Here is a 24,756-nt window from a genome sequence, read left to right as displayed (position 1 = left end):
AACTAGCGCCTGTGCGATCAATCGCCGCTGGGCAGGGACTTAGCGATAGAAGACGTGATTGCCGACCGCAGCGACGCGGGTCAGGCGCCAGCCCGGGCTGACCCGGCGGGCATGAAAGAACATCGCCTTGCCGACGCTGCTGTCGTGAAGATCGGCATCGACGATGCGTGCCACGGCCACGGCATTCTTCCACTGCAGGCTGTTCTTGTTGACGGCCGGCCACTTGCCGCCGCGAACAAAGCTGAATTGACCGCGCTGGGTCAGCACGCCGCAATAGCTGGACGGAAAGCGACCCCGGCTTTCCGAACGATTGGCGATGACCTGACCGACGGCGAGCTGCCCGGCGAGCGGCTCGCTCTTGCTTTCGAAATAAACGCCGGCGGCGAGGCATTCGAGCTCACGGCTACCGGCGTCGCTGCGGCGCAGCTTGGCAACGGTTTCGCTGAGGCTGGCGCCGCGAGTGACGGCGACCGGCTTGTCTTCCTCGACAGGAGCGGGAAGCGCAGGTTCTTCGCTACCGGCAACCTGGGCCGGGGCGAGGGGATCATTTGAAAGAGGAGTGGTGACGATCGGTTCGTTCAAGGTCTTGGCGACCGCGGCTACAACCTGGTCCGTGGCCCCGCCAGGAAGAACCTGAGCGGGAGCAACGGAGGCGGCGCCCATCGCGGCGACGGCAAGCATAAGGACGAAACGACGAACCACTGACAACCTAATCTTGTGCGGTGAATAGCCGTCAGCGTGTTTCGTCGGGCCGAAAAGGCCGCGTCACTACGCCTGGGCTGATCCCCCGTCTCGCGTGGCTCGGGCAGGTGGTTGGACCACCCACGCGAGCGCCCCGCTGAAAGCTGTTCCTCGGTTCGTCGCATTTGCCACGACGCGCAAGTCGCTCAGGTCATTTCAGCGATGAATCGTTCCGCCGACGGGACATCCAGTTCGATCACCCACAAATCGGGATCGCGACTCTGCGCGTTGGCGAGGTGCGCGTCGAGCGACTCGCCATCGGCTGATTCGCGCGATTCCCACTGGTAGCGGCCGTCCCGCTGGAGCAGTCGCTGTACCAGAAAGCGGGTCGTCCCACGCTCGGCAATCACCAGCATCAGGCTGCCACGCTCGGCATCTCCCCGGCGCAGAACCGTCCCAAAACCGCCCAGATCACGCGCCCGCGCCAGCAGCGCCGATGCCTCGACACCCGCCGCCAGCCGCGCTTCGTTCATGCTGGCGAATAACCTTGGAGCCCGGCCAGTGCGATGTGCGAGCGGAGGAAGGTACCGGTGCCTCGTGCGCATTCCTCGCCGCTTGAATCGACGATCCGCGCTTCGGCCACGAACACCCGCCGCCGGCCCGACACCCAGCGCCCTTCCGCCACAGCGGGCCCTTCGCGCATCGGCTTGGTGAAATGGAGATTGAAAGCGGTCGTAAGCAGAAAGCGATCGCTGACAAGGCTGTTCGCGGCGTAGAAAGCGGCGTCGTCCAGCATCTTGAAATACAGCGTGCCGTGCGCCGCACCCGCAGCATGAAAGCTCGCCGGCTCTACCGTGAAGTCGATCCGCGACCGTCCCGCTTCCTCGAGCGTGAGCGAGGAGCGGAACAGGAGATTGATCGGCGCCGAGGCATAGAGTTGCTCGAGCGCACGATAATGGGCTTCCGCCCCGCTTGGAGCGGCCATCCCGTCGTCAGGCAGCGTGCGGCTCATCTACCCCCATCAACACTGCGGTCAGCGCGTCGGGCGTGTGCGCGCCGCGCAATTTTTCCAGCGTCGGGGCGTGTCGTACCACGCGGCTGATCGCGGCCAAGGCCTTTAAGTGATCGGCGCCGGCGTCGGGCGGCGACAACAGCAGAAAGACGAGGTCGACCGGTGTGCCGTCGATCGCCTTGTAATCGACCGGTTCGGCAAGGTGCGCGACCAGCCCGTAGATCCGGCGCAGACCTTCGACCTTGCCGTGAGGAATCGCGACCCCGTTGCCGAATCCCGTGCTTCCAAGCTTCTCACGCTCGTTGAGCGCCCCCACCAGATCGGCAACGTCAAGCTGGAGCCGTTGCGCGGCAATCTGGCCGATCGCGTGCAGCAGGGCGCGCTTGTTCGGTGCCACCAGCGCAGGACGACTGGCGTCGAAATCGAGAAAAGTCGCAAGCTGCATGGTCACGCAAATACTCTACTGCCCGCCAGATCGGCGGCGGGCCAATGCCTCAACGCTTCAGCGCGGTCTAGCGGTCCCGGGGTTCGACCCAGCCGATGCTGCCGTCTTCGCGGCGATAGACCATGTTGAACGCGCCGGTCTTGCTGTTGCGGAACATCAGCGCATTGGTGTTGCGAAGATCGAGCATCATCACCGCATCCGACACGCTGCTTTCGGGAATGTCGACGCGGGTTTCGGCGATCACCGGCGGATGCTCGGGCGGCGATTCCTCTTCGGTCTGCGGCGCCGCGAACACGGTATAGGAGGCGGTGGCATCGTAGCCGGGACCGCCCATCGCCTCGGCACCCTTTCGATCGCGCAGGCGCGACTTGTAGCGCTTCAATTGCCTTTCGATCTTGTCGGCCGCGCCCTCGAATGCCTGTTGCGCGCTTTGCGCCCGGCCGTTGGCCTTCAGCACTACCCCATTCACCACCGGCGCCACTATGTCGCAGGTGAAGCCGTGGTCGTGCGGCCCTTTGCCAAAGGTCACGTTAGCGGCGGTAGCGCGGGAGAAATAGCGTTCGGTCAGCGCCTCGAGCCGATCGGTGACATGGGTCTGGAGCGCCGCTCCGGTCTCGACCTGATGCCCTGAGACCCTGATATCCATGTCTGCCTTCTCCCTTGTCGTTAGAGCCTCACGCAGTGCCGACGGCGGCCCAGAGTGGCTCCTTCATCCTGGCGATGAACTGGGTATGCGCCGCTAACTCGTCAAGCGACGCGGCGTGCGGCCGGGCCGGGCGGACCGCGCGGGGGGTCGAGGCGACGACCGTGGCGGAACCGCTGGCCTGAAGCCCGCCATCGCCAAGCTCCGCGACCAGCGACAGGCCGATCTGCCGACCGCCGGTCAGCTCGACATAGACCTGCGCGAGGAGCTGCGCATCGAGCAGCGCGCCGTGCTTCACGCGGGCGGTTCGGTCGACGCCGAAGCGCGTGCACAGCGCGTCGAGGCTATGCTTGGCACCCGGATGCTTCGAACGCGCCAGCACCAGGGTGCAGATCATCCGGCTGAGGCAAACGGAATCGCGCCCGCATAGCGCCAGTTCGTTGTTGAGAAAGCCGAAGTCGAAGCCGGCGTTGTGCGCGATCAAAGGCGCGTCTCCGATGAAGTCGAGCAATTCTTCGCAAGCGGCGCCGAACAAGGGCTTGTCCGACAGGAAGATGCTGCTCAGGCCGTGCACCGCTTCCGCTTCGCTCGGCATCGCGCGTTCGGGATTGAAATAGGCATGATATTCGCGCCCGGTCGGGCAGCGGTTGATCAGCTCCACACAGCCAATCTCGACCATGCGATCGCCGCCGGCCGGATTGACGCCGGTGGTTTCGGTATCGAACACGATTTCGCGCATGGCTGAATCTATGCGCCCGGGGCGAGCCCCAGTCCAGCAAGGATCGCGTCAACCTGTCGTTCGGTTTCGGCGAGGCTGATCGAGGTGTCGATGACGTGATCGGCGCGCGCCCGTTTGTCGGCGTCGGGGGTCTGGCGGGCAAGGATGTGGTCGAGTTTCTCGGGCGTCATGCCGGGCCGGGCGAGGACGCGTTGGCGCTGCACTTCGGCGGGAGCGGAGACGACGATCACCTGGTCGAACACCTTGTCGCCGCCGGTTTCGAACAGCAGCGGGATGTCGAACAGCAGCGCCGGTGCGTCGCCGTTTGCGACAATGAAGCGGGTGCGTTCGTGATGCACCGCTGGATGGACGATCGCTTCCAGGGCGGCGAGTTCGTCCGGCCTGCCGAGCACGGCGGCGGCGAGCGCCTCGCGATCGACCGCGCCGTCGCGGGTGGTGCCGGGAAAGCGCTTCTCGATGACGGGCACGAGGCGGCCATCAGGTCCCTGCAGCTGGCGCACGGCCGCGTCCGCATCAAAGACCGGGATGCCACGCTTGGCGAACATCGCCGCCACGGTCGATTTCCCCATCCCGATCGAGCCGGTGAGTGCGAGCGTCTTCATGCGGTCAACAGCGTGCGAAGTTCGGTGTCGTATTCGCGCGGTGCCTCGTGGCCGAAGAGGAGAAGGAAGGCCGCCGCCGCTTGCTCGATAAGCATATCGAACCCGGTCGCCACATTGATTCCGGCCTGCCGGGCCACGGTTACCAGCTCGGTCTCGGCGGGATTGGTCACCATATCCAGCAGCATGATGTCACCCTCAGCCTCGAGTTCAAGACAAAGAGGCGCCGCGTCGGCGCTGCCGAGCGGCGTAGCGTTGATGATGAGCGATGCGGCTTCAAACAATCTGAAGGGCCCTATGATCGAGCAAAATTCCTTCAGGTCTCCGGCAGCATAATCCTCGGGTAGGCCGACTTTGCTTCGGAAGGCGACGGCTTGAATCAAGGTGCGTGCGTATGTGTAGAAGAATAGTGGTTCGCGAACGGATCGTACGGCATAAACGGCGGCTCGCGCCGCCCCGCCGGTGCCGAGCATCGACACGACCACGTCCTTTGGCGTGGCAAGAAGCGGCGCAACAAGGTCTCGGATGGCAATCCAATCGGTATTGTAGCCAACGATCTTCTGCCCGCTGTTGCGAGGTATCAGCGTGTTGATGGCACCGATCCGACCTGCATGTTGGTCGAGCGCATCGGCCTTTTTTGCCGCCAGCTCTTTCAGTGGCATTGTGACATTGCATCCGCGCCAAAGCGGATCGCCGCGCCGTTCGTGCAGATAATGTTCGATCTCGTCCTTAAGGACGCGAGTGGCGCGATATTCGCCCTCAAGCCCGAGTTTCCCAAGCCAGAAATTGTGGATCACCGGCGACTTGCTGTGGCTGACCGGATCGCCGATGACCTCGGCATAGGGAATGTCGGACGTCATGACGCCAGCGCACCCCGTTCCCGCAGCGCGCCGAGCAACGGCAGGAGCGGCAGGCCGAGAATGGTGAAGTGATCGCCCTCGATCGTCTCGAACAACTGAACGCCCGGCCCTTCGAGCCGGAACACGCCGACGCAATAGCTGACCTCCGGCCAGTCGGCGTCGAGATAGTCCTCGATAAACCCTTCGCTCAACGGCCGTACGGACAGACGAGCGCGCGACGCATGGCTCCACACGGTTTTGCCGTTTTGGGCCATCACCGCGCTGCTGGTCAGCTCCATCATCTTGCCTGAGAAAAAGCGCAAATGCTCTGCCGCCGTTTCGCGTCCAGCCGGCTTGTCGAAGCGTCGCCCTTCGACCCCGATCAAGCTATCGCTCCCGATGACCAGGGCGTCCGGATGCCGCTCCGACACCGCCAGCGCCTTGGCCTCGCCCAGCGCGATCGTCAGCGCCGCGTCGTCCCCTCCGAAGCCGGCCTTGATCGCTACCTCGTCGACGCCCGGCGCCTCCGCCGCGTAGGCGATCCCCGCATTGGCGAGCAACGTGCCGCGGATCGGCGAGGTCGAGGCGAGCCTAAGTTCCATGTTCGTTCCTGTGGAGAAAACGCCCTCAACCCTTAGCGCGGCCACGGGGACAACACCAACCGCCCGGATCCGCGCCCATCGGCAAGACTCCGCCAAGCCGCTTATCCACCGTGGATAAGCTCATCCACAGCGCTGTGGATTGCGGGAATTGACGGTCGCGACTCGGCGGTCTTGCGAGCGGCGCGGTTTGCGGCCACCTGTTGGCAACCGCGGGAGGGCCGCTTATTCCCCAGTATCACCGGCCCAACTGACTCCATCTACCTTTTTAAGAATCTACAAAGAGAAAGAGATAAGGGTGGCCGACCAGACGTCCGGACAAGCGATCGACAAGCCGCTCCTGGCAGTGCTTCGGGGCGAGCGCCGCGATCCACCGCCGGTCTGGATGATGCGCCAGGCAGGACGCTATCTTCCCGAATATCGCGCGCTGCGGCAGGAAAAGGGCGGCTTTCTCGACATGGTCTACGATCCGGCCGCTGCGGCCGAGATCACGTTGCAGCCGCTGCGCCGCTTCCCGCTCGACGCCGCGATCCTCTTCTCCGACATCCTGATCGTCCCTCATGCGCTGGGCCAGGAACTGACATTCGTTGCCGGTGAAGGCCCGCGGTTGAAGCCCCCGCTGTCGGGCGCGGAGATGGAGGGCTTCCAGCCGGTACCCGAGCGCCTCGAGGCGATCTACGAGACCGTGCGGCAGGTGAAGGCCCAGTTGGCGCCCGAGACGACGTTCCTGGGCTTTGCAGGCTCGCCCTGGACCGTCGCCACCTACATGGTCGCCGGCGAAGGCAGCCGCGAGCAGGCCGAGGCCCGCACCCTGGCTTATCTCGACCCCGGCAAGTTCGGCGCGATCATCGCCGCGATCGAGGACGCCACCGTCACCTATCTTGTCGGCCAGGCCGATGCGGGGGTCGATGCGGTGCAATTGTTTGACAGCTGGTCGGGCAGCCTCGCCCCGTCTGAATTCGAGCGCTGGGTGATCGCCCCGACCGCGCGGATCGTTTCGAAGCTGCGCGCGCTGCGGCCCGAGCTGACCATCATCGGCTTTCCCAAGGGCGCCGGCGGCAAGCTTCCGGCTTACGCCCGCGAAACAGGCGTCGATGCGCTGGGTCTCGACGAAACGGTGGATCCGCTCTGGGCCCATGCCAACCTGCCCGAGAACATGCCGGTCCAGGGCAATCTCGACCCCCTCGCCCTGCTCGCCGGGGGCGACGCGCTGGACAAGGCGGTCCGCCGCGTCCTGTCGGCACTGGAAGAGCGCCCACACGTGTTCAACCTTGGCCATGGAATCGGCCAGTTCACCCCCATCGAGCATGTCGAACAGATGTTTCGACTGCTCGGAAAGGCCGCCTGATGCTCGACAGCGCGATCGGTTTCCTCGGCAATGCCTATCTGTGGGTGAAAGCCGCTCACATCACCTTTGTGATCTTCTGGATTGCCGGCCTGTTCCTGCTGCCGCGCTTCTACGTGTATCACCACGCCACCGCCCCCGGCTCGGCCGAGGATCGCGCGTGGGTCGAACGTGAGCGCCGCACCCGCTCGATCATCCTCGGGCCCGCCCTGGTCATCGTCTGGGTCCTCGGGCTTGCTCTCGCCGTGCACCTCGGCGCGTTCACCCAAGGCTGGTTTCACGCCAAATTGCTGTTCGTAATCTTGCTCAGCGGCTTCCAGGGCTGGCTCGGCGCCTACGGTCGCAAGCTCGCGCGCGGCGACCGCCCCCTCGAAAACAAGACGTTGCGCATCATGAACGAGATTCCTGGCATCATGACCGCGATCATCGTTGTGCTGGTGATCGTCAAACCCTTCTGAGCTTGCCGTGGGGAGCGCGTCTCCCCATGTTGACTTGGCAAGCGAGCCGCCATAGGCCGCTTTTCAATACGGCCGCACCGGCCCGTATTGTCCACCTTTGCCGGTGTGACCGCTCGTTCCTCGATGCGGCCTTCAGTCACTCGACTGCGTACTTTACTCCCAAAATTAGAGTCCAAACTCAATGCATCTCAAGGACCTCAAGCAGAAGACCCCCGCCCAACTCGTCGCGCAAGCTGAAGAGATGGGGATCGAGGGCGCGTCGACGCTGCGCAAACAGGACCTCCTTTTTTCCATCCTCAAGGTCCGCGCCGAAAGTGGCGCCGAGATCATGGGGAGCGGCACCATCGAAGTGCTGAACGACGGCTTCGGCTTCCTCCGCAGCGCCGAGGCGAACTATCTCGCCGGCCCGGACGACATCTATGTCACGCCGCAGATCGTGCGCCGCTTCGGCCTGCGCACCGGTGACACGGTGGAAGGCGAAATCCGCGCGCCGAAAGACGGCGAGCGTTATTTCGCGCTGAATCGCATCACCTCGATCAATTTCGACGAGCCCGATGCGCTTCGTCACCGCGTCAATTTCGATAATCTGACGCCGCTCTATCCCGACGCGAAGCTCAAGCTCGATACGCTCGACCCGACCATCAAGGACAAGTCGGCGCGCGTCATCGACATCGTCTCGCCGCTCGGCAAGGGCCAGCGCGCGCTGATCGTCGCGCCGCCGCGCACCGGCAAGACCGTGCTGCTGCAGAACATCGCGCGCGCGATCACCGACAATAACCCGGAAGTCTTCCTGATCGTCCTGCTGATCGACGAGCGGCCCGAAGAAGTTACCGACATGCAGCGCAGCGTGAAGGGCGAGGTCGTCTCCTCGACCTTCGACGAACCCGCGCAGCGTCACGTCCAAGTCGCCGAAATGGTGATCGAAAAGGCCAAGCGCCTGGTCGAGCACAAGAAGGATGTCGTCATCCTGCTCGATTCGATCACTCGCCTCGGCCGGGCCTACAACACAGTCGTGCCGAGCTCGGGCAAGGTGCTGACCGGCGGTGTCGACGCCAACGCCCTGCAGCGCCCGAAGCGCTTCTTCGGCGCGGCCCGTAACATCGAGGAAGGCGGCTCGCTCTCTATCATCGCCACCGCGCTGATCGACACCGGCTCCAAGATGGACGAAGTCATCTTCGAAGAGTTCAAGGGCACCGGTAACAGCGAAATCGTGCTCGACCGCAAGGTCGCCGACAAGCGCATCTTCCCGGCGCTCGACGTCGGCAAGAGCGGCACCCGCAAGGAAGAGCTACTGGTCCCGCAGAATACGCTCACCAAGATGTGGGTGCTGCGTCGGATCCTGATGCAGATGGGCACCGTCGACGCGATGCAGTTCTTGCTCGACAAGATGCGTGACGCCAAGTCGAACGAAGACTTCTTCGCGTCGATGAATCAGTAAGCCGCAGGGGTGCGAACCGCTTCCCTGCCCCCGGCTTACGCCTTTGTCGTTCCGGGGCTTGACCCGGGAACGCGCTTTCTGCTGTTTCCGCACTTTGCTGCGGTGCTTCGAGCCAAGGGTTCGGGCTGACGACATGATGGGATTCTAATGTTCGAATTGCTGCTCGCCGCTGCCACGCACGCCGCCCCTGCGGGCTTGGGCGGCCCGGCCGATATCTGGGCTTCGATCGTCAATGACTTCAGCAACATCGGAGAGCCGGCAGCTTTGTCGGCGTTCCTGCAGGTGTTGATGATCGATCTCGTCCTTGCCGGTGACAATGCGATCGTGGTTGGCGCTCTCGCCGCCGGCCTCCCGCCCGAGCAACGCAAGAAAGTCATTCTGATCGGTGTGCTTGCCGCACTGGTCCTTCGCGTGTTCTTCGCGCTCATCGTGACCCAGCTGCTGCAGGTCGTTGGCCTGATTCTGATTGGCGGCCTGCTCCTGCTGTGGGTGGCGTGGAAGATGTGGCGCGAGCTTCGCCACGCTGGCGAAAGCGGTGGAAGCCCCGAAGTTACCGGTGACGAGCACAGCGGCCTCCGGCCCGCCAAGAGCTTCGCCGGGGCAGCCTGGGCGGTTGCTGTGGCGGACGTGTCGATGAGCCTCGACAATGTGCTCGCCGTGGCTGGCGCTGCGCGCGATCACCCCGGCATCATGATCGTCGGCTTGGTATTCGCGGTCGCCCTCATGGGTCTCGCTGCCAATGTCATCGCCCGCTACATCGAACGCTATCGCTGGATCGCCTACGTCGGTCTGGGCGTCATTCTCTACGTCGCGGTGAAGATGATCTACGACGGCTGGATCGATCCCCAGGTCGGTCTCGGTCGTCTGTTCGGCTGAACCACTCTTGTCACGATGCCCGGGCCAAGGGCATCGCTGACGGGGTGACGACCGACACCATCTTCGCCCTCTCGAGCGGCGCCCTGCCCGCTGCCATCGCTATCGTCCGTGTAAGCGGGCCGATGGCCGAGCAGGCTGTCGCCGTTCTCGCTGGCTCACTCCCGGAACCACGGCGCGCGGCCGTGCGGCGACTGACTGCAGCCGACGGCGCGCTTATCGACGAAGCCCTGGTCATCCATTTTCCGGCACCGAACACGGCCACTGGCGAGCCGTTGGTCGAGCTTCATCTTCACGGAGGCCGCGCCGTCGTCGCCCGCTGCCTTGCAGAGCTTGCCGCCATCCCGGGCTTGCGCGAAGCGGAGCCGGGCGAGTTCACGCGGCGCGCGATGCTGAATGGACGCCTCGATCTCACCCAGGCCGAGGGCCTTGCGGATCTCCTTTCCGCCGAGACCGAATGGCAACGCCGTGCGGCGGTTGAAAGCGCGGGCGGCGGTTTGCGGCGTCAGATCGAAGCTTGGCGTGAACGACTCGTGATTCTCTCGGCCCGCGCGGAAGCGGCGATCGATTATGTCGGGGATGAAGACGAAACCAATCTCGATCTCGATGCACTTGTCGTCGAGGCGAGTGCGCTCCGCGCGGAATGGCAAGACTGGCTTGCGCAGCCGCCGTCCGAACTAGTGCACAATGGCTTGGCAGTCGTTCTCGCCGGTCCCCCGAACAGCGGGAAGTCGAGCTTGTTCAATGCCTTGGTCGGTAGCGACAAGGCGATCGTCACCCCTATCGCCGGGACCACCCGCGATGTTCTCGAAGCCCGGATCGATCTGGGTGGAATTCCACTTATTTTGCAGGACACCGCCGGCCTGCATGAGACCGAGGACGCGGTTGAGCAGATCGGTGTGGACCGCGCGCAGCAAGCGATCACGTCAGCGGATATCCTGTTATGGCTCGGCGACCCGGATGACGCACCTGCTTTCGACAGCGTTTTGATAGTTCACTCACGTTCCGACAAGCGAGGGGCCGCGCCGGACGAGAGTATTCCCACGTCCGTATATGTTCCGAATGGTACCGACGCCCTACGTGCTGCCATTCTCGCTGAAGCAAAGGCGCTATTGCCGCCGCCAGATCGGGTGGCACTCAATCGACGGCAGCGAGCGTTGATCAACGAAGCCGCCAATAGTCTTACCACGACAGTAAATGACGATCTGGTCATCGTGGCAGAATGTTTCCGTTCCGCTCTGAATGTACTCGATAAACTGACTGGTCATCAAAGCACGGAGGACGTCCTCGACGCTCTCTTCGGTCGCTTCTGTTTGGGAAAATAGCTTGTTTCACGTGAAACAGCTCCTTTCGGCCCGCAGTTGTGATAGTGGCCCAGCATGTTCGATGTGATTGTGATCGGTGCCGGCCACGCTGGATGCGAGGCCGCAGCCGCTGCGGCGCGATCAGGCGCGAAGGCAGCGTTGCTTTCCTTTGATGCTTCGAATGCCGGCCAGATGAGCTGCAACCCCTCGATTGGTGGGGTTGGTAAAGGCCATTTGGTCCGGGAATTAGACGTGTTCGACGGTTTGATGGCGCGGGCCGCGGACGCATCCGCGATTCACCGTCGCATGCTCAATCGCAGCAAGGGGCCTGCGGTGTGGGGCCCACGGGTGCAAGCGGACCGCGTTCATTATCAAAAGGCCATCGAGCGGCTCCTGGCCGACCTGCCTATTGAGCGTCTCTTCGGCGAGGCAGTCTGTCTCACGGTTCGAAACGGGCGGGTGAGCGGGGTCGAACTTGCTGATGGGTCGTCGCTGATCGCACCCGCCGTCGTCATCGCCACCGGTACGTTCCTCGATGCGCGCGTCCACACCGGTCTTGAGAGCAAGCCGGCCGGTCGTTCGGGGGAAAAAGCAAGCATTCGCCTTGCCGAACAAATCAGGGAGTTAGGGCTCGCTCCGAAGCGTCTGAAGACCGGCACCCCGCCGCGCCTTGACGGTCGGACGATCGATTGGGCGAGGCTGGACGAACAGCCGAGCGACAGTGAGCAATGGTCCTTCTCTGCCTACCCTCAGGCGGAACGGGCGCTTCCGCAGCTTTGCTGTGCGATCACCCGGACGACACCAGCCACCCACGACATCATTCGCCAAGCCGAGGCCCAGTCGCCCCTCTATTCAGGCGCGATTGAAGGGCGTGGCCCGCGTTATTGCCCGTCGATAGAAGATAAGGTCCGACGGTTTGGGGACCGTGACGGGCATCAGATCTTTCTCGAGCCGGAAGGTTTGACCGACCATCTCGTTTATCCCAACGGCATCTCGACCTCGATGCCGGTGGCGGTGCAACAGGCCTTCGTCCGCAGCATTCCCGGACTTGAGCGCGCCGAGATCGCTCGGCCGGGCTATGCAGTCGAATATGAATTTGTCGATCCCCGCCTGCTCGGCACCGACCTCCAACTCCGCAACTTGCCGGGCCTTTTCCTTGCCGGGCAGATCAACGGCACGACGGGTTACGAGGAAGCCGCGTCACAAGGGTTGGTCGCCGGCCTCAACGCCGCCCGTTATGTCGCGAATGAGCCATCTATGCTCTTCGACCGGCGCAGCAGCTACATCGGGGTCATGGTGGATGACCTCACCTTGCAAGGCGTCAGCGAGCCCTACCGCATGATGACCGCCCGCGCGGAGTATCGCCTGCTTTTGCGAGCGGACAATGCGACCGCGCGTCTTGGAAGGGATGCACTGAATAGCGGAGCGATTTCGCCACAACGACGCGCTGCTATTCTGCGTCATTTTGAATTGCGTGATCAACCGGACTTCGCTTCGACCGACGAAGGCATGGCCGATGCACTTTATAGGCCTTACGTCGAACGACAGAAGCGGGAGTGGGAAGCCGTGGAGCGAGCACGGGGCGTTCGGATTCCAGAAGTCTTCGACTACAATGGTGTCCCAGGACTTTCGGCCGAGATGTCGGAGCGATTGTTCATAGCGAAGCCCGAGACGTTGGATCAGGCGTCACGTGTGCCGGGTATTACGCCAGCGGCTCTCACCGCATTACACGTGGCGACTGCGCGCTTGGCAGCATGATTGTTTCACGTGAAACGAGCGATAAACTTGAGGCGTTCGCCGATCTGCTTCTAGGGGAAAACAGTCGTCAGAATCTCATAAGTCGACGTACCGAAGAAGAGATCCGCGTTCGACATATCGATGATTCGCTACAGTTGCTCGAACACGCACCCGTCGATGCATACTGGCTAGACATCGGGAGTGGACCCGGACTGCCCGGATTAGTCCTGGCGATCGCGGGTGTCCGCCATATCACGTTGGTCGAACCGCGACGTTTACGCACTGAGTTTCTAGAGCATTGCCGCGAAACGTTAGCTTTACAAAACGTCACGGTGATCACGGGCAAGGTGGAAAACGTCGTCGGTCACTTTGACGTCGTGACAGCCCGAGCGGTCGCAACCCTCGATAAACTCTTCGCCATGGCGAGCCCGCTGATCGCGCCAACCGGGCGGTGGGTGCTTCCCAAGGGGCGAAGTGCCGAGATGGAACTGGCGGAAGCGCGCACCACGTGGCAAGGTGATTTCGAGCTCAAACCCAGCCGAACCGATCCAGATGCCCGGATCCTGGTGGCGCAACGGGTGCGGCGTAGGACGGGGCGTAAATGATCACGGTTGCGATTGCCAATCAGAAGGGTGGAGTCGGCAAGACAACGACCGCCATCAACCTCGCCACGGGCCTGGCCGCCATGGGCTGGAAGGTGCTGCTGATCGATCTCGATCCGCAGGGTAATGCCTCGACTGGTCTGGGCATTGGTCCGCAGTCCCGCGAGCGCTCGTCCTACGAGGTGCTTATCGGGTCGGAGACAGTGGACGCATCGGTTCAGCCGACTCGCGTTCCCCGGCTCGATCTTCTGCCCGCGACGCAGGACCTTTCCGGTGCCGAGGTCGAATTGGTCGACCTCGAGCGCCGGACGCATCGTCTTTTCGATGCGCTCGAGGCGGCGCCGCCCCGGTGGGATATCTGCCTGATCGATTGTCCCCCGTCGCTTGGCCTCCTCACCGTCAACGCCCTTATTGCCGCGCGGCATCTCCTGGTTCCGCTGCAATGTGAGTTCTTTGCGCTCGAAGGGCTCAGCCAGTTGCTCCAGACCGTTGAGCGGATCCGCACCCGCTTTAACCCGGAGCTGTCGATCCTGGGTGTTGCCCTGACCATGTTCGATCGCCGCAACCGGTTGTCCGCGCAGGTCGCGGAGGATGTCCGGGCCTGCCTCGGCCCGGCGGTGTTCGACACCGTGGTGCCGCGCAATGTGCGATTGTCCGAAGCGCCGAGCCACGGGTTGCCGGCGCTCATTTACGACCTGCGCTGTTCGGGCTCGACCGCTTACGTCGGCTTGGCCCGCGAACTGATGGCGCGATTGCCAGCATTGAAGGAAGCCGCATGAATCAGCAGGCACGAGGCTTGGGCCGCGGCCTTTCGGCGCTGCTTGGTGACGTTCCGGTATCGGTCCCTGTCGGCAGCGCCGAGGGTGTGCGCGAGATCGAGATTGGCCTGATCCAGCCAAATCCGCGCCAGCCGCGGCGGATCTTTGCCGAGGGGCCCTTGGCCGAGCTTGCGGAGTCGATCGCGGCGCGCGGTGTTCTTCAGCCGATTCTGGTGCGCCCTGCCGCAGAATCAGGCCGTTTCGAGATCGTCGCCGGCGAGCGGCGCTGGCGGGCGGCGCAGCGGGCGCAGGTGCATCGGATCCCTGCGATCGTGCGCAATTTCGACGAGGCGGGGACGGCTGAGGTCGCGCTGATCGAAAATGTCCAGCGGGCCGATCTCGGTCCGCTTGAGGAAGCCGACGCCTATGCGGCCCTGGTCGAGCGGTTCGGGCATAAGCCGGAAGAGGTGGGCAAGCTCGTCGGGAAGAGCCGTAGTCACGTATCCAACCTGTTGAGATTGCGGGATCTTCCTGAAAGCGTGAGGGCGCATCTGGAAGCCGGGACGCTGACCATGGGGCATGCTCGTGCGATCGCTTCGTCGGCCGATGCCGAGCAGCTTGCCGAGCAAATCGTGAGCAAGGGCTTGTCTGTCCGTCAGGCAGAGGCGCTTGCCCGCAAGCGTCGGCCGGGCGGGAGCGACGAGCCGTCACGGGGAGGCGCCCGCCTGTCGTCCGCAGCACGTGACGCTGACCTGCTGGCGCTCGAACGCCAGCTCGGTGATCTCCTGGGGCTCAAGGTGACGATCCAGCACAAGAGTGGCGCTGGGCAGGTCAGCGTGGCTTTCTCAAGCCTCGATCAGCTCGATCTCATCTGCCAGCGGTTGAGCGGCGAACCGATTTAAGTCGTTCGATCAGCGGCCGTTTGCTGCCGCGACGCGGGCCAGTTGCATCAGCGTTTCGCCGAGGGCAGCACTCGGCGGCACCGGGCGAAGCAGGATGTCGCGCTCGAGCTTCTGCACACGCTGGAACGCTTCTGACAGCCGCGACGCCGTCCAGCGCGGCAGGATGCGGCTCACTACCGGCTTATCACGCTGCCACACCGACTGGGTAACCGACCCTAGCGGCTGACCCTGTTCCACCCGAGCGCGGAGCGGCGCCAGCATCAGCAAGCGGCGTTGCAGGGCGCGCACGACGGGAATGGCATCCATCGCCGCCGCATCCATCAGCGCAAGCTCGGTCGCCAAGCCGGCGACGTCGCCCGCCAGCGCGAGATCGCCTGCCCGGCCATATTCCGCCTCGGCCTGGTCGATGCCAAGCGCGTCCACGACGCCTTCGGCGAGTTCGGTCGGCTGATCGGGCGAGGCACCCGCGTAAAGTGCGAACTTCTGAAGCTCGAGACGGGCGAGGATGAGATCGCCGCCGGCCTCCTCCGCAATTCGTTCGGCGAGCGACGCGCTGACGGTCAGCCCTTCCTTGCGGGCAAGCTCGCTGATGGCACCAATCTGTTCGCGCGGGGTCTGCTGCTCGCTGGCGACGTGGATCGCGGCCTTGCTGCCCTCGGCCAGCTTGAGCAAACCGCTGGTCTTCTTGAGCGAGCCGTTGGTGATCGCCACCGTCGGCGCTTCCACCCGTTCCAGCGCCAGCAGCGCTTCCAGGGCAGGCACGATCTCCTCGCCGGCGGGCTCGATCCACAGCAGGCGCGCTCCACCGAACATCGGAAGGCTGGCAGCCTCGTCGGCGAGCCAGGCGGGATCGGATTTGAGCTGCGCGCCCGCGACACTGATCTTTTCGGCACTGAGCGCCGTCATCACGCGCTGCGCGAACAGCCGGCTCGCCGCATTGTCGGCGCCGCTGAAAAGGAAGAAGCGATGGGACGGGTCCGGGCGGTCGAGCGTCGCTGCGGCCTTGTCCCGGGTCAGCCTCACCGGCGATCCCTCCGCACCGCATATTGGCCGAGGCGGGCGACGATCTGATCGGCGACGACCTGCGCCAGCCGCTCGGCAGCGGTCTGCTCGGCAGCCAGCGTGGCGACGGGCGAACTGGCGACGTCGATCCCGGCATCGGAGCCGGCCGTCGCGTCGAGCACGACCTGGCCGGTGGCATTGTCGACCAGGCGGTAGCGCGCGCGAATGGTGCGGCGCTCGCGCGTCACCGCGGTGTCGCCGCGAATGCCGAAGCTGGTGAGGTCGTCATCGACTTCGACTTCGAGCCGATACCGGCGGGCGCTCTGGGTCGGTTCGCCAAGGCGATCGGCAAGCGCGGCACGCAGCAGCCAGCCGGTGCGACCCCCGCCGATGGGTTGCACCGCGACCGAGGTCAGGAAGGTAGCGGTCGGACCGCTCGCGCCGCCGCCGTAGACCGGACGCAGGCCGCAGCCGGCCGTCAGCGTGGCCGCAGCGAGAATAAGAGCGAGCCGATTCACAGGACGATGTTCACAAGGCGGTCGGGGACCACGATCACTTTCTTGGGCGCCGTATCGCCAAGCAGCGCAGCGATCTTGTCCGCGCTGAGCGCCATTGCCTGCAGGTCGTCGCGGGCCATGCCGCGCGGCGCATTGAGCGTGTGGCGGAGCTTGCCGTTGACCTGCACCGCGATGGTCACTTCTTCGTCGACCAGCAGGGCCGGATCGAAGGCAGGCCAAGGCTGATCGACGACGATCCCCTCCCCGCCCAGCGCGGCCCAGGCTTCTTCGGCGAGGTGCGGTGCCATGGGCGCGATCAGCACCACCAGCGCGCAGATGGCGGCGCTGCGGTCGGCCGAGGGTTTGGCCTTTTCGACTGCGCTGACGAATTCGTAGAGCGCGGCCACCGCCTTGTTGAACTGAAGACCATCGATGGCCGCGCCGACCGCGGCGATCGCGCGATGTAGCTTGCGGGTAAGCGCGGCGTCGGTGCCTTCGGATACCGCCGGGCTGGTCGCCAGGCGCCACACGCGCTGAACGAAGCGGGCGGCGCCTTCGATACCGCCGATCGACCATTCGAGATCGCGCTCGGGCGGCGAATCCGACAGCATGAACCAGCGAACGGCGTCGGCGCCGTAGCGGTCGATGATCGCATCCGGGTCGACCACGTTCTTCTTTGACTTGGACATCTTCTCGACGCGGCCGGCCGTCACGGGTTCGCCACTTTCGACGTGGGTCCAATCGTCGCCGTTGCGGGTGACCTGATCGGGGCTGAGCCAGCTTCCGTCACCCGCCTTGTAGGTCTCGTGCGTGACCATCCCCTGCGTAAAGAGGCCCTTGAACGGCTCCTTCACCGACAGCTTGCCGATCCGCTCCAGCGCGCGCGTCCAGAAGCGGGCATAAAGCAGGTGCAGGATCGCGTGCTCTACCCCGCCGATATATTGGCCGACCGGCAGCCAAACTTCGGCTTCGGCGCGGTCAAACGGCTTGTTCTTGGGCTGCGAGGCGAAGCGGATGAAGTACCAGCTGCTGTCGACAAAGGTGTCGAGCGTGTCGGTTTCTCGTCGCGCCGGCTGGCCGCACTTGGGGCACTCGGTCTTGTTCCACGTGGAATGGCGATCGAGTGGGTTTCCCGGGACATCGAAGGTGACATCTTCGGGCAGGATCACCGGAAGCTGCGCCTTTGGCACCGGAACCGCGCCGCATGCCTCGCAGTGAATGATCGGGATCGGCGTACCCCAATAGCGCTGGCGGCTGACGCCCCAGTCGCGGAGGCGATATTGCGTCTTGCCCTCGCCCCAGCCGTCCGCCTCGGCACGGCGGATAATTTCGGCCTTGGCCGCATCGGTGCTGAGGCCGTCAAGGAAGCGGCTGTTGACCGCGATCCCGGGCGCGTTTTCGGCTTCTGTCAGTGGGGCGTCGGCCTGATCGGCGCTAGGCGCGACGACGCGGCTGATCGGCAGGCCGTATTTGGTTGCGAATTCGAAGTCGCGCGCGTCGTGGCCCGGGACGCCGTAGAGCGCACCGGTGCCGTAATCCATCAGCACGAAGTTCGCGATCCAGACCGGCAGCTGCCAGTCCGGGTCGAGCGGATGGGTTACGGTAAGGCCGGTATCGAAGCCGAGCTTTTCAGCGGTTTCGATCTCGGCCGCGGTGGTGCCACCCTGCTTGGCCAGCGCGATGAAGTCGGCGACATCCTGCCGCTCGGCGGCGAGCGCCTCGGCGATTGGATGACCGGGCGAAATAGCAAGGAAGCTGGCGCCGAAAATGGTGTCAGGGCGGGTGGTGAACACCTCGATGCTGCCGCCTTCCGGCCGCTCGAACCGGAATTGTAGCCCGCGGCTCTTGCCGATCCAGTTCTCCTGCATCAGCCGCACCTTGTCGGGCCACTGGTCCAGCGTGCCGAGACCTTCGAGCAGTTCCTCGGCAAAGTCGGTGATCCGCAGGAACCACTGGTTCAGCTTGCGCCGCTCGACGGGCGCGCCCGAGCGCCAGCCGCGGCCGTCGATCACCTGCTCGTTGGCGAGCACGGTCATGTCGACCGGGTCCCAGTTCACCTCCGATTCGCGGCGGAACACGAGGCCGGCTTCGAACAGGTCGAGGAACAGCGCCTGCTCGTGGCCGTAATAGTCGGGCTTGCAGGTGGCGAGCTCGCGGCTCCAGTCGAGCGCGAAACCGAGGCGCTTCAGCTGCGCCTTCATCTGCTCGATGTTCTGGAGCGTCCAGGCGCCCGGATGCACGCCCTTTTCCATCGCCGCATTTTCGGCCGGCATGCCGAAGGCGTCCCACCCCATCGGGTGAAGCACTTCGAAGCCCTGCGCGCGGCGATAGCGGGCGAGGACGTCGCCCATGGTGTAGTTGCGGACGTGCCCCATGTGGATGCGTCCGCTGGGATACGGAAACATCTCGAGGACGTAGGCCTTGGGCTTGGGGCTGGCGCTATCGGCGCGGAAGCAGCCGTCTGCCTCCCACCGCTCCTGCCAGCGGGCTTCGCTCGCCGCCGGATCGAAACGGTCGGTGGTCATGCGGTGTCCTTTTGAGTTGAAGTGGCGTCCTTAGCCGCCGACGGCGGCGCGGCGGATGTCGCGGGCGCGGGTGAGGATGATGTCCTCGAGCTTCTGCACGGTCGCGGCGGTGACCGGCGCGTCGACCCACTGGCCGCTCTGGTTGACCTGGCGGCTGGCGGCGACGCGGAGAGCGTCGGCGCGCAGATCCTGGTCGAGGATCGAGACGGTCAGCTTGACCCGCTCACCCGGCGAATTGGGGTTGGCGTACCAGTCGGTGACGATCACGCCGCCGTTGCTGTCGGCGGTGACCAACGGCGCGAAGCTCAGCGTGTCGATTGCGGCGCGCCACAGATAGCTGTTCACGCCGATCGCGGTGGTGCGCGACGGGGCAAGCTCCACCGGAATATCGCGGTTGCGGCTGCAGCCGGCGGCCGACAGCAGGGTGGCCGACAGAAAGAGAACGGCGAGCGAACGGCGCATAAGGAGTTTCCCGGATGCAAACGGTGAATTGGATCGTTGGCTTTGCTCTATAGAAGCTGGGTCCACCCCCGCAACCCGTAAGCAAATCGCCTCGCTTGTGGATTCCCTGCCACAGCCACCTTTTAAACCGGGGCGTGCGTGGAACATTCAGGTTCGCCAGCCTATGTACGGTCTGAAAGGTACTGGGGAACCGATGAGTCGCTGGGGTCAGGAAAAGAGCAAGTGGGCCGTGGCAGTCGCCGCGGCGAGCCTGCTGTTGCCTGCGTCGATGGTGATCGCCGCTCCGCAGAAGAAGCGCCCGGCGGCCGTGTCGCTGAGCTTCGATGGGGGTTTCACGCCGGCGCAGGCCGATCCGCGATTGGCGGCGGCGCTGGCCAGCCGTCCGGCGCTCGCCTCCGATTTCCGGTTTACGCCGAGCGCGGCCAAGCAGCGCCCGTCGCAAATTCGCATTGCCGTGCGGGCGCGGTCGACCTCGTCGACTCAGGTCGCCCTGCGTGAGCGGGCGGCGGCCGCGGCGCCGATGACAACCGGCCTGCCGCTGACCCCGGCGTCATACAACCTCGGCGCTGCGGTGGGTTGGAAGCGCTTCGCCGTCTCGGCCGACGTCAGCAAGGCCGAAGCTGCGACCCCGGCGCTCGCACCGCGCGAAGGCGCCACGGTCGGTGTCAGCTATAGCATCAAGAGGTTCACCGGCCGGGTTGCCGCAAGTGCCGATCGTTCGTCGCCGGATCGCAAGGCGCCGATCATCGATCCGACCAGCTATGCGCTCGACGTCGGCGGTGCCTATAATATCAGCCGCAACATCGCGCTGACCGGCGGCGTCAAGTACAAGATCGAGCGCGAGCAGCTTGCCACCGTGCGCGACCAGCGGCGTGACAGTCAGGCGGTCTACGTCGGCACTGCCGTCAAGTTCTAAGCCCAGGCGTCGATTGCCGCCCAGCCCGCCCAGCCGCGGGCAATCAGTTTCTCACCATTTGAACGCGTGACCCCACCAAGCGCGTAGGCCGGGCACCCTGCCAGCGCGGCGAGCCTTGCGGCTTCTTCTACGCCGAGCGCCGGCGCCCCCGGATGACTGCGCGTGGCATAGAGCGGCGACACGAAGACGAATGCGGGCCGTCGCTGCGCCGCCTCCCGGACTTCTGCCTCGTGGTGGACCGACAGGCTGAACGGCAGCGCGCCGCTAGGGCCGGTGGGATTGTGGACGAAGGCCGCGCCAAGGTCCGCGGCGAGCACGGCATCGCGCGACACGCCCAGCAGCGCACCGCTTGCCAGCACCTTGCGCGCAATGGCGCGCCGGACCGCATGGGACGAATGGTGATGACGCACGATCACCCCTGCCCCCGCAGCGGCGGCACGCGCGATGGCACCGCCGAGCACGTCGCCCAGCCGCTCGTCGGTCATCAGCCATGAGGTCGGCCACGATTGCCTTTGCATCGCCTTTGCTCCTAGCAGCCAGCCATGTCCGATGCAGCCACCCGTCTCCACGCCATCCGCTCCGCCGTTGCCGAGGCCGCCAAGGTCAGCCGGCGCGAGGCATCGGGAGTCACGATCGTCGCGGTCAGCAAGAATCGTTCCGCCGCGGAGATCGAGGAACTTCTACAGGCCGGGCAGCGGCACTTTGGCGAGAACCGAGTGCAGGAGGCGCAGACCAAGTGGCCGGCGTTGAGGGCTCGCTATCCCGATGTCGTCCTACACATGGTCGGGCAGCTTCAGTCCAACAAAGCGGACGATGCCGCCGCGCTGTTCGACGTGATCCACTCGCTTGACCGCCCCAGCCTGGGTACCGCGCTGGCCAAAGCGGGGTGGAGCGGGCCCACTTATGTGCAGGTGAACATCGGCGAAGAGGAGCAGAAGGGCGGGGTCACCATCGCCTACTTGCCGACCTTCCTCGCCGACACGCGCGAAGCTGGGCTGGCGATCGCGGGGCTGATGGCCATCCCGCCGAGCGAGATGGAGCCGTCGCCCTATTTCGCGCTTCTGGCAAAGCTTGCGCGGCGGCATGACGTCAGTGGCCTGTCGATGGGCATGAGCGGCGATTTCCGTAGCGCGGTGATGCTGGGCGCGACCGTGGTTCGAATCGGCACTGCCTTCTTCGAAGACTAAATGCTCTGCCTCAGTCGAGGTGGCCGCTTTTGGCTTTCTTCACATCGAGATAGTGCGCGTTGTGCGGATTGGCCGGAAGCCGGTGCGCGACCCGCGTCGCCCTGAGGCCCTGCTCCTCGAGACCGGCGATCTTGGCCGGATTGTTGGTCAGCAGCCGGACCTCGCTGACACCAAGCGCCCGCAGCATGGCGGCGGCCAGCGCATAGTCGCGCTCGTCATCCGCAAAGCCGAGGCGGTGGTTCGATTCCACGGTATCGAGGCCGCGGTCCTGGAGGGCATAAGCGCGGATCTTGTTGGCGAGGCCGATCCCCCTGCCCTCCTGGCGCAGATAGAGCAGGATGCCGCCGCCTTGCGCTTCCATCAGTTTCAGGGCGGCGCGGAGCTGCGGTCCGCAATCGCATTTGAGGCTGCCGAACACGTCGCCGGTCAGGCACTCACTATGCAGGCGGACGAGCGGTGCCTGTCCGCCTGGTGCGCCGACCAGCAGGGCGACATGCTCGCTGCCGTCTTCTTCCGAGCGCATGGCGACGATCTGGGAGGGTGGGCCGAGGCCGTCGACCGGCAGAACGGCGCGGGCGGCGATGGCGACGGTCGCCGGGCGGGTGGCGGCGTGGGCTTCATTCGCCGAGAGGTGCAAGGCTGCGTCGCTGCCGAGCAGCCACAGCGCGGGCATTAGCCCGGCGCGGCGAGCAACGGCAAGCGCTGCCGCTGCGGCTTGTTGATCGGGCACCGCGCCCGCCTGCAGCGGTCCCGGTCCGAACCGCGCGAAGTCGCGCCCGGCATCGACGAGATCGCGCACCGTGGCCGGGTCGAGCCATGCGGACCGCTCGACTAAGACTGGCTTCTGTGCGGACGCCGAATCACGCTGGTTGGCAAGGCCGAGTGCCGCCGCGCGGGCGCCGCTGAGCAGTACGGTCGCCGCCTTGTCAGGATCGGCTAGCGCGAGAAAGTCATCCGTCGCCGTCTCCACCGCCGCGACAGTCAGCGTCCCGACCCCGACCGCACGCCCGGCGCGGAGCGCGGCGATGGCCTCGGCGCCCTTACTCAAAGGCTGAGCTCGACCACCAGCGGCACGTGGTCGGACGGGCGCTCCCATGCGCGGCACGGCTCGTGGACCTTGTGCATGGTCGCCTGCATCGCGACGCTAGGGCTCGCCCACATGTGATCGAGCCGGCGGCCGCGGTCATTCTTGGTGTAGTCGGGCGAACGGTAGCTCCACCAGGTGAAACAGCGCTCGGGTGCGGGGATGAACTTGCGGCCGAGGTCGACCCAATCATGCGCAGCCTGAAGGCGGGAAAGTGCTTCGATCTCGATCGGCGTGTGGCTGACGACATCGACCAGCGCCTTGTGGCTCCACACGTCGCAATCGAGCGGCGCGACGTTGAAATCGCCGACGATGAGAGTCGGCTCTTTCAAGCCTTCCGACCAGCGGGTCATGCGCTCGATGAAATCGAGCTTCTGCCCGAACTTGGGATTGAGCGTACGATCGGGAATGTCGCCGCCGGCGGGGACGTAGACATTCTCGAGCCGCAACCCGTTCGGCAGCCGTGCGCCGACATGCCGCGCTTCGCCATTGTCCTGCCAGTCGTGGCGGCCGGGCTCTTCGAGCGGAATTCGGCTGAGGATGGCGACGCCGTGGTGCATCCGCTGCCCGTTCAGCGCGTGGTGGACGTAGCCGCGCGAGGTGAACAGGTCGGCCGGAAACACCTTGTCCTCGGCCTTGGTCTCCTGAAGGCAGAGAATGTCGGGCTGTTCTTCGTCGAGGAAGCGGCCGACGATCGGCACGCGGGCTCGGACCGAGTTGATGTTCCAGCTGGCGATCTTGAGTGTGCTCACCGCCCGCCCCTAGCAAGCCCGGGCCCGGATAGGCAAAGGCTCCGAAAACGGAAAAGGCCCCCGCTCCGGGGGCATGGAGCGAGGGCCGGCCAAGCGTTCGTCACGCGAGGGACCAGCAGCTGGCAAGGTAACAGGGGGAAACCCTAGCCGGTGCTGCGGTCAGGTGGTGGGATAACGTCACGAGCCTGAAGCCTGCATGAACAGTAGCTTTTTCAATACGGATCACCGACACTTAACGCTTGCGCGGCGCCGGCTCCCGGAAGGTGAAGGCGCTGTCGGGTACGGCAACATTGTAACGCTGGCCGTCGAGCTTCACCGTGGTGCGCTTGTTCTGCGCATCGATCGCGGTCCAGCCTTCGAGCATCAGCCCGCCCGGCGCCGCGCCATTCTTCGAGAACGCCAGCAGCAGGGTGCCGAACTCGGGCCGGCGTGCGTCGCGGGCACGGACGATCACCACCCCGGGGTTGGACTGCGGCTCGATCCGGGCGATGCGAGCGAGATTGGGCTGAGGCGACAGCAGCACGGCCAGCGGCGAGCGGGCGATCGGCCAAGCCGACTTCTGACCCACTTCATAGTCGATGAAGGTGAGGTTCTTGCCGTCTCCCACCATCAGCATGTTGGCACCGGCGCCATATTCGAAGCGGATCTTGCCCGGGCGCTTGAGGCTGAGCGTGCCCGACTGGGTCCGGCCGCGCCCGTCCGACTGGGTGAAGCGCGCGGTCATCGAATTGGTCGCGGCAAGGCTCTGCTCGACCGCCTTGAGCGGGGTGGCCTGCTGCGCCACGGCGGCGGGCGCGGCCAGCGTCAGGGCGGCGGCGGCACCGAGCAGGTGCGCGAAACGGATCTGGGACATCGGTACTCCTGAAATCAATTTGACAGTCGCTCTAAACAGAAGGGCTTGAATGCCCTCTGAATTGCGCGGTTCCCTGTCGTTCAGCTGACGAAGCGGGTGCGCAGGTCGAGCATGGCCAGCGCCGCCGCCGCCGCCCCGCCACCCTTGTCGAGCTGCTCCTTCTCGGCGCGGGCCAGCGCCTGCGCTTCGTTTTCGACCGTCAGGATGCCGTTGCCGATGGCGAGGCCCGACAACGTCAGATCCATGATCCCGCGCGCACTTTCGTTGCAGACGATCTCGAAGTGATAGGTCTCGCCGCGGATCACCACGCCGAGCGCGACGAAGGCATCATAATCGCCGCTTTCGTCGGCCAGGGCGATGGCGCCTGGGACTTCGAGCGCTCCTGGAACGGTCAACGTCTCGTGGCTGTGGCCCGCCGCTTCGATCGCGGCGCGAGCACCGGCGAGGAGGAGGTCGTTCAGATGGTCGTAGAAGCGGGCTTCAACGATCAGGATATGAGCCATG

General features: G+C 65.0%; 29 protein-coding genes. 11 read left to right on the top strand and 18 right to left on the bottom strand.

Annotated elements, in window-relative coordinates:
• Positions 1-39: 39 nt before the first annotated feature.
• From V6R86_RS03495 to V6R86_RS03455, 9 genes are all read right to left on the bottom strand, one after another.
• Complete coding sequence (locus V6R86_RS03495; RefSeq protein WP_338502149.1) at positions 40-702, bottom strand: cell wall hydrolase; 663 nt, start codon at positions 700-702, stop codon at positions 40-42.
• 185 nt (positions 703-887) lie between these two features.
• Positions 888-1,214 carry a DUF1491 family protein gene (locus V6R86_RS03490; RefSeq protein WP_338502147.1) on the bottom strand — a complete coding sequence of 109 codons (327 nt, stop codon included), beginning with the start codon at positions 1,212-1,214 and terminating at the stop codon, positions 888-890.
• Positions 1,211-1,693, bottom strand: coding sequence for a PaaI family thioesterase (locus tag V6R86_RS03485; RefSeq protein ID WP_338502146.1), 483 nt, complete (start codon positions 1,691-1,693; stop codon positions 1,211-1,213). Before V6R86_RS03485 ends, V6R86_RS03490 begins: the two co-directional genes overlap by 4 nt.
• Positions 1,674-2,138: a PTS sugar transporter subunit IIA gene (locus V6R86_RS03480; RefSeq protein ID WP_338505391.1), complete on the bottom strand. Its 465-nt coding sequence runs from the start codon at positions 2,136-2,138 to the stop codon at positions 1,674-1,676. The genes V6R86_RS03485 and V6R86_RS03480 overlap by 20 nt, the downstream gene beginning before the upstream one ends.
• A 67-nt stretch (positions 2,139-2,205) precedes the next feature.
• Positions 2,206-2,784 carry a ribosome hibernation-promoting factor, HPF/YfiA family gene (hpf, locus tag V6R86_RS03475; protein WP_338502144.1) on the bottom strand — a complete coding sequence of 193 codons (579 nt, stop codon included), beginning with the start codon at positions 2,782-2,784 and terminating at the stop codon, positions 2,206-2,208.
• A gap of 28 nt (positions 2,785-2,812) precedes the next feature.
• Complete coding sequence (gene dnaQ / locus V6R86_RS03470; RefSeq protein ID WP_338502142.1) at positions 2,813-3,520, bottom strand: DNA polymerase III subunit epsilon; 708 nt, start codon at positions 3,518-3,520, stop codon at positions 2,813-2,815.
• An 8-nt stretch (positions 3,521-3,528) separates the two neighbouring features.
• A complete protein-coding gene (gene coaE, locus V6R86_RS03465) occupies positions 3,529-4,122 on the bottom strand; it encodes a dephospho-CoA kinase (RefSeq protein WP_338502140.1) in 594 nt (197 codons plus the stop codon).
• The gene (locus V6R86_RS03460) at positions 4,119-4,979 is read right to left on the bottom strand and encodes a shikimate dehydrogenase (protein WP_338502138.1); all 861 of its coding nucleotides are present in this window, start codon (positions 4,977-4,979) and stop codon (positions 4,119-4,121) included. Before V6R86_RS03460 ends, coaE begins: the two co-directional genes overlap by 4 nt.
• Positions 4,976-5,560 (bottom strand): Maf family protein, encoded by a 585-nt coding sequence (locus tag V6R86_RS03455; RefSeq protein ID WP_338502136.1) that lies wholly within the window; start codon positions 5,558-5,560, stop codon positions 4,976-4,978. Before V6R86_RS03455 ends, V6R86_RS03460 begins: the two co-directional genes overlap by 4 nt.
• A 322-nt stretch (positions 5,561-5,882) precedes the next feature.
• On the opposite strand from V6R86_RS03455, the gene hemE reads away from it, so the two are divergent.
• The 9 genes from hemE to V6R86_RS03410 all read left to right on the top strand — a co-directional run bounded on the left by hemE (position 5,883) and on the right by V6R86_RS03410 (position 14,974).
• Complete coding sequence (hemE, locus tag V6R86_RS03450; RefSeq protein ID WP_338505390.1) at positions 5,883-6,905, top strand: uroporphyrinogen decarboxylase; 1,023 nt, start codon at positions 5,883-5,885, stop codon at positions 6,903-6,905.
• Positions 6,905-7,360 (top strand): CopD family protein, encoded by a 456-nt coding sequence (locus V6R86_RS03445; RefSeq protein ID WP_338502134.1) that lies wholly within the window; start codon positions 6,905-6,907, stop codon positions 7,358-7,360. The genes hemE and V6R86_RS03445 overlap by 1 nt, the downstream gene beginning before the upstream one ends.
• 181 nt (positions 7,361-7,541) lie before the next feature.
• On the top strand, positions 7,542-8,798 hold the full coding sequence (gene rho, locus V6R86_RS03440; RefSeq protein WP_249454933.1) for a transcription termination factor Rho: 1,257 nt from the start codon (positions 7,542-7,544) through the stop codon (positions 8,796-8,798).
• Positions 8,799-8,945: 147 nt separating this feature from the next.
• A complete protein-coding gene (locus V6R86_RS03435) occupies positions 8,946-9,674 on the top strand; it encodes a YjbE family putative metal transport protein (RefSeq protein ID WP_338502130.1) in 729 nt (242 codons plus the stop codon).
• A 44-nt stretch (positions 9,675-9,718) separates the two neighbouring features.
• Positions 9,719-10,996 (top strand): tRNA uridine-5-carboxymethylaminomethyl(34) synthesis GTPase MnmE, encoded by a 1,278-nt coding sequence (gene mnmE / locus V6R86_RS03430; protein WP_338502129.1) that lies wholly within the window; start codon positions 9,719-9,721, stop codon positions 10,994-10,996.
• 54 nt (positions 10,997-11,050) lie between these two features.
• Positions 11,051-12,733, top strand: a complete 1,683-nt coding sequence (mnmG, locus tag V6R86_RS03425; protein ID WP_338502127.1) for a tRNA uridine-5-carboxymethylaminomethyl(34) synthesis enzyme MnmG — start codon at positions 11,051-11,053, stop codon at positions 12,731-12,733.
• On the top strand, positions 12,730-13,317 hold the full coding sequence (gene rsmG / locus V6R86_RS03420; protein WP_338502125.1) for a 16S rRNA (guanine(527)-N(7))-methyltransferase RsmG: 588 nt from the start codon (positions 12,730-12,732) through the stop codon (positions 13,315-13,317). The genes mnmG and rsmG overlap by 4 nt, the downstream gene beginning before the upstream one ends.
• Positions 13,314-14,093 carry an AAA family ATPase gene (locus tag V6R86_RS03415; protein ID WP_338502123.1) on the top strand — a complete coding sequence of 260 codons (780 nt, stop codon included), beginning with the start codon at positions 13,314-13,316 and terminating at the stop codon, positions 14,091-14,093. The genes rsmG and V6R86_RS03415 overlap by 4 nt, the downstream gene beginning before the upstream one ends.
• A complete protein-coding gene (locus V6R86_RS03410; protein ID WP_338502121.1) occupies positions 14,090-14,974 on the top strand; it encodes a ParB/RepB/Spo0J family partition protein in 885 nt (294 codons plus the stop codon). The genes V6R86_RS03415 and V6R86_RS03410 overlap by 4 nt, the downstream gene beginning before the upstream one ends.
• Before the next feature lie 9 nt (positions 14,975-14,983).
• Here the strand turns inward: V6R86_RS03410 and V6R86_RS03405 are convergent, their stop codons facing one another.
• From V6R86_RS03405 to V6R86_RS03390, 4 genes are read right to left on the bottom strand one after another with little or no spacing between them, the layout of a single operon-like run.
• The gene (locus V6R86_RS03405; RefSeq protein WP_338502119.1) at positions 14,984-15,997 is read right to left on the bottom strand and encodes a DNA polymerase III subunit delta; all 1,014 of its coding nucleotides are present in this window, start codon (positions 15,995-15,997) and stop codon (positions 14,984-14,986) included.
• Positions 15,994-16,494: an LPS assembly lipoprotein LptE gene (gene lptE / locus V6R86_RS03400; protein ID WP_338502118.1), complete on the bottom strand. Its 501-nt coding sequence runs from the start codon at positions 16,492-16,494 to the stop codon at positions 15,994-15,996. The genes V6R86_RS03405 and lptE overlap by 4 nt, the downstream gene beginning before the upstream one ends.
• Complete coding sequence (leuS, locus tag V6R86_RS03395) at positions 16,491-18,998, bottom strand: leucine--tRNA ligase (RefSeq protein ID WP_338502116.1); 2,508 nt, start codon at positions 18,996-18,998, stop codon at positions 16,491-16,493. The genes lptE and leuS overlap by 4 nt, the downstream gene beginning before the upstream one ends.
• Positions 18,999-19,028: 30 nt before the next feature.
• A complete protein-coding gene (locus V6R86_RS03390; RefSeq protein WP_338502114.1) occupies positions 19,029-19,460 on the bottom strand; it encodes a DUF3576 domain-containing protein in 432 nt (143 codons plus the stop codon).
• Positions 19,461-19,653: 193 nt separating this feature from the next.
• Between V6R86_RS03390 and V6R86_RS03385 the strand changes: the two genes are divergently transcribed.
• Positions 19,654-20,376, top strand: coding sequence for a porin (locus V6R86_RS03385; RefSeq protein WP_338502112.1), 723 nt, complete (start codon positions 19,654-19,656; stop codon positions 20,374-20,376).
• On the opposite strand, the gene V6R86_RS03380 is transcribed toward V6R86_RS03385, so the two are convergent.
• Entirely contained in the window at positions 20,373-20,894 is a 522-nt protein-coding gene (locus tag V6R86_RS03380; protein WP_338502110.1) for a thiamine phosphate synthase, read from the bottom strand. The two genes, V6R86_RS03385 and V6R86_RS03380, sit on opposite strands and share 4 nt — an antisense overlap.
• Positions 20,895-20,918: 24 nt before the next feature.
• Between V6R86_RS03380 and V6R86_RS03375 the strand changes: the two genes are divergently transcribed.
• The gene (locus V6R86_RS03375; RefSeq protein WP_338502108.1) at positions 20,919-21,563 is read left to right on the top strand and encodes a YggS family pyridoxal phosphate-dependent enzyme; all 645 of its coding nucleotides are present in this window, start codon (positions 20,919-20,921) and stop codon (positions 21,561-21,563) included.
• A gap of 10 nt (positions 21,564-21,573) precedes the next feature.
• On the opposite strand, the gene ribA is transcribed toward V6R86_RS03375, so the two are convergent.
• From ribA to ribH, 4 genes are all read right to left on the bottom strand, one after another.
• Positions 21,574-22,611: a GTP cyclohydrolase II gene (gene ribA / locus V6R86_RS03370; protein ID WP_338502106.1), complete on the bottom strand. Its 1,038-nt coding sequence runs from the start codon at positions 22,609-22,611 to the stop codon at positions 21,574-21,576.
• Entirely contained in the window at positions 22,608-23,399 is a 792-nt protein-coding gene (locus V6R86_RS03365) for an exodeoxyribonuclease III (RefSeq protein ID WP_338502105.1), read from the bottom strand. The genes ribA and V6R86_RS03365 overlap by 4 nt, the downstream gene beginning before the upstream one ends.
• Positions 23,400-23,631: 232 nt before the next feature.
• A complete protein-coding gene (locus V6R86_RS03360; RefSeq protein ID WP_338502103.1) occupies positions 23,632-24,252 on the bottom strand; it encodes an outer membrane lipoprotein carrier protein LolA in 621 nt (206 codons plus the stop codon).
• Positions 24,253-24,332: 80 nt separating this feature from the next.
• A complete protein-coding gene (ribH, locus tag V6R86_RS03355; RefSeq protein ID WP_338502101.1) occupies positions 24,333-24,755 on the bottom strand; it encodes a 6,7-dimethyl-8-ribityllumazine synthase in 423 nt (140 codons plus the stop codon).
• Position 24,756: the final 1 nt, after the last annotated feature.

The sequence above is a fragment of the Sphingomonas kaistensis genome, from assembly GCF_036884275.1.
In the GTDB taxonomy this organism is placed as follows: domain Bacteria; phylum Pseudomonadota; class Alphaproteobacteria; order Sphingomonadales; family Sphingomonadaceae; genus Sphingomicrobium; species Sphingomicrobium kaistense_A.
The sequence above is the reverse complement of the archived record's forward strand: the minus strand, read 5'-3'. Positions and strand labels throughout refer to the sequence as shown.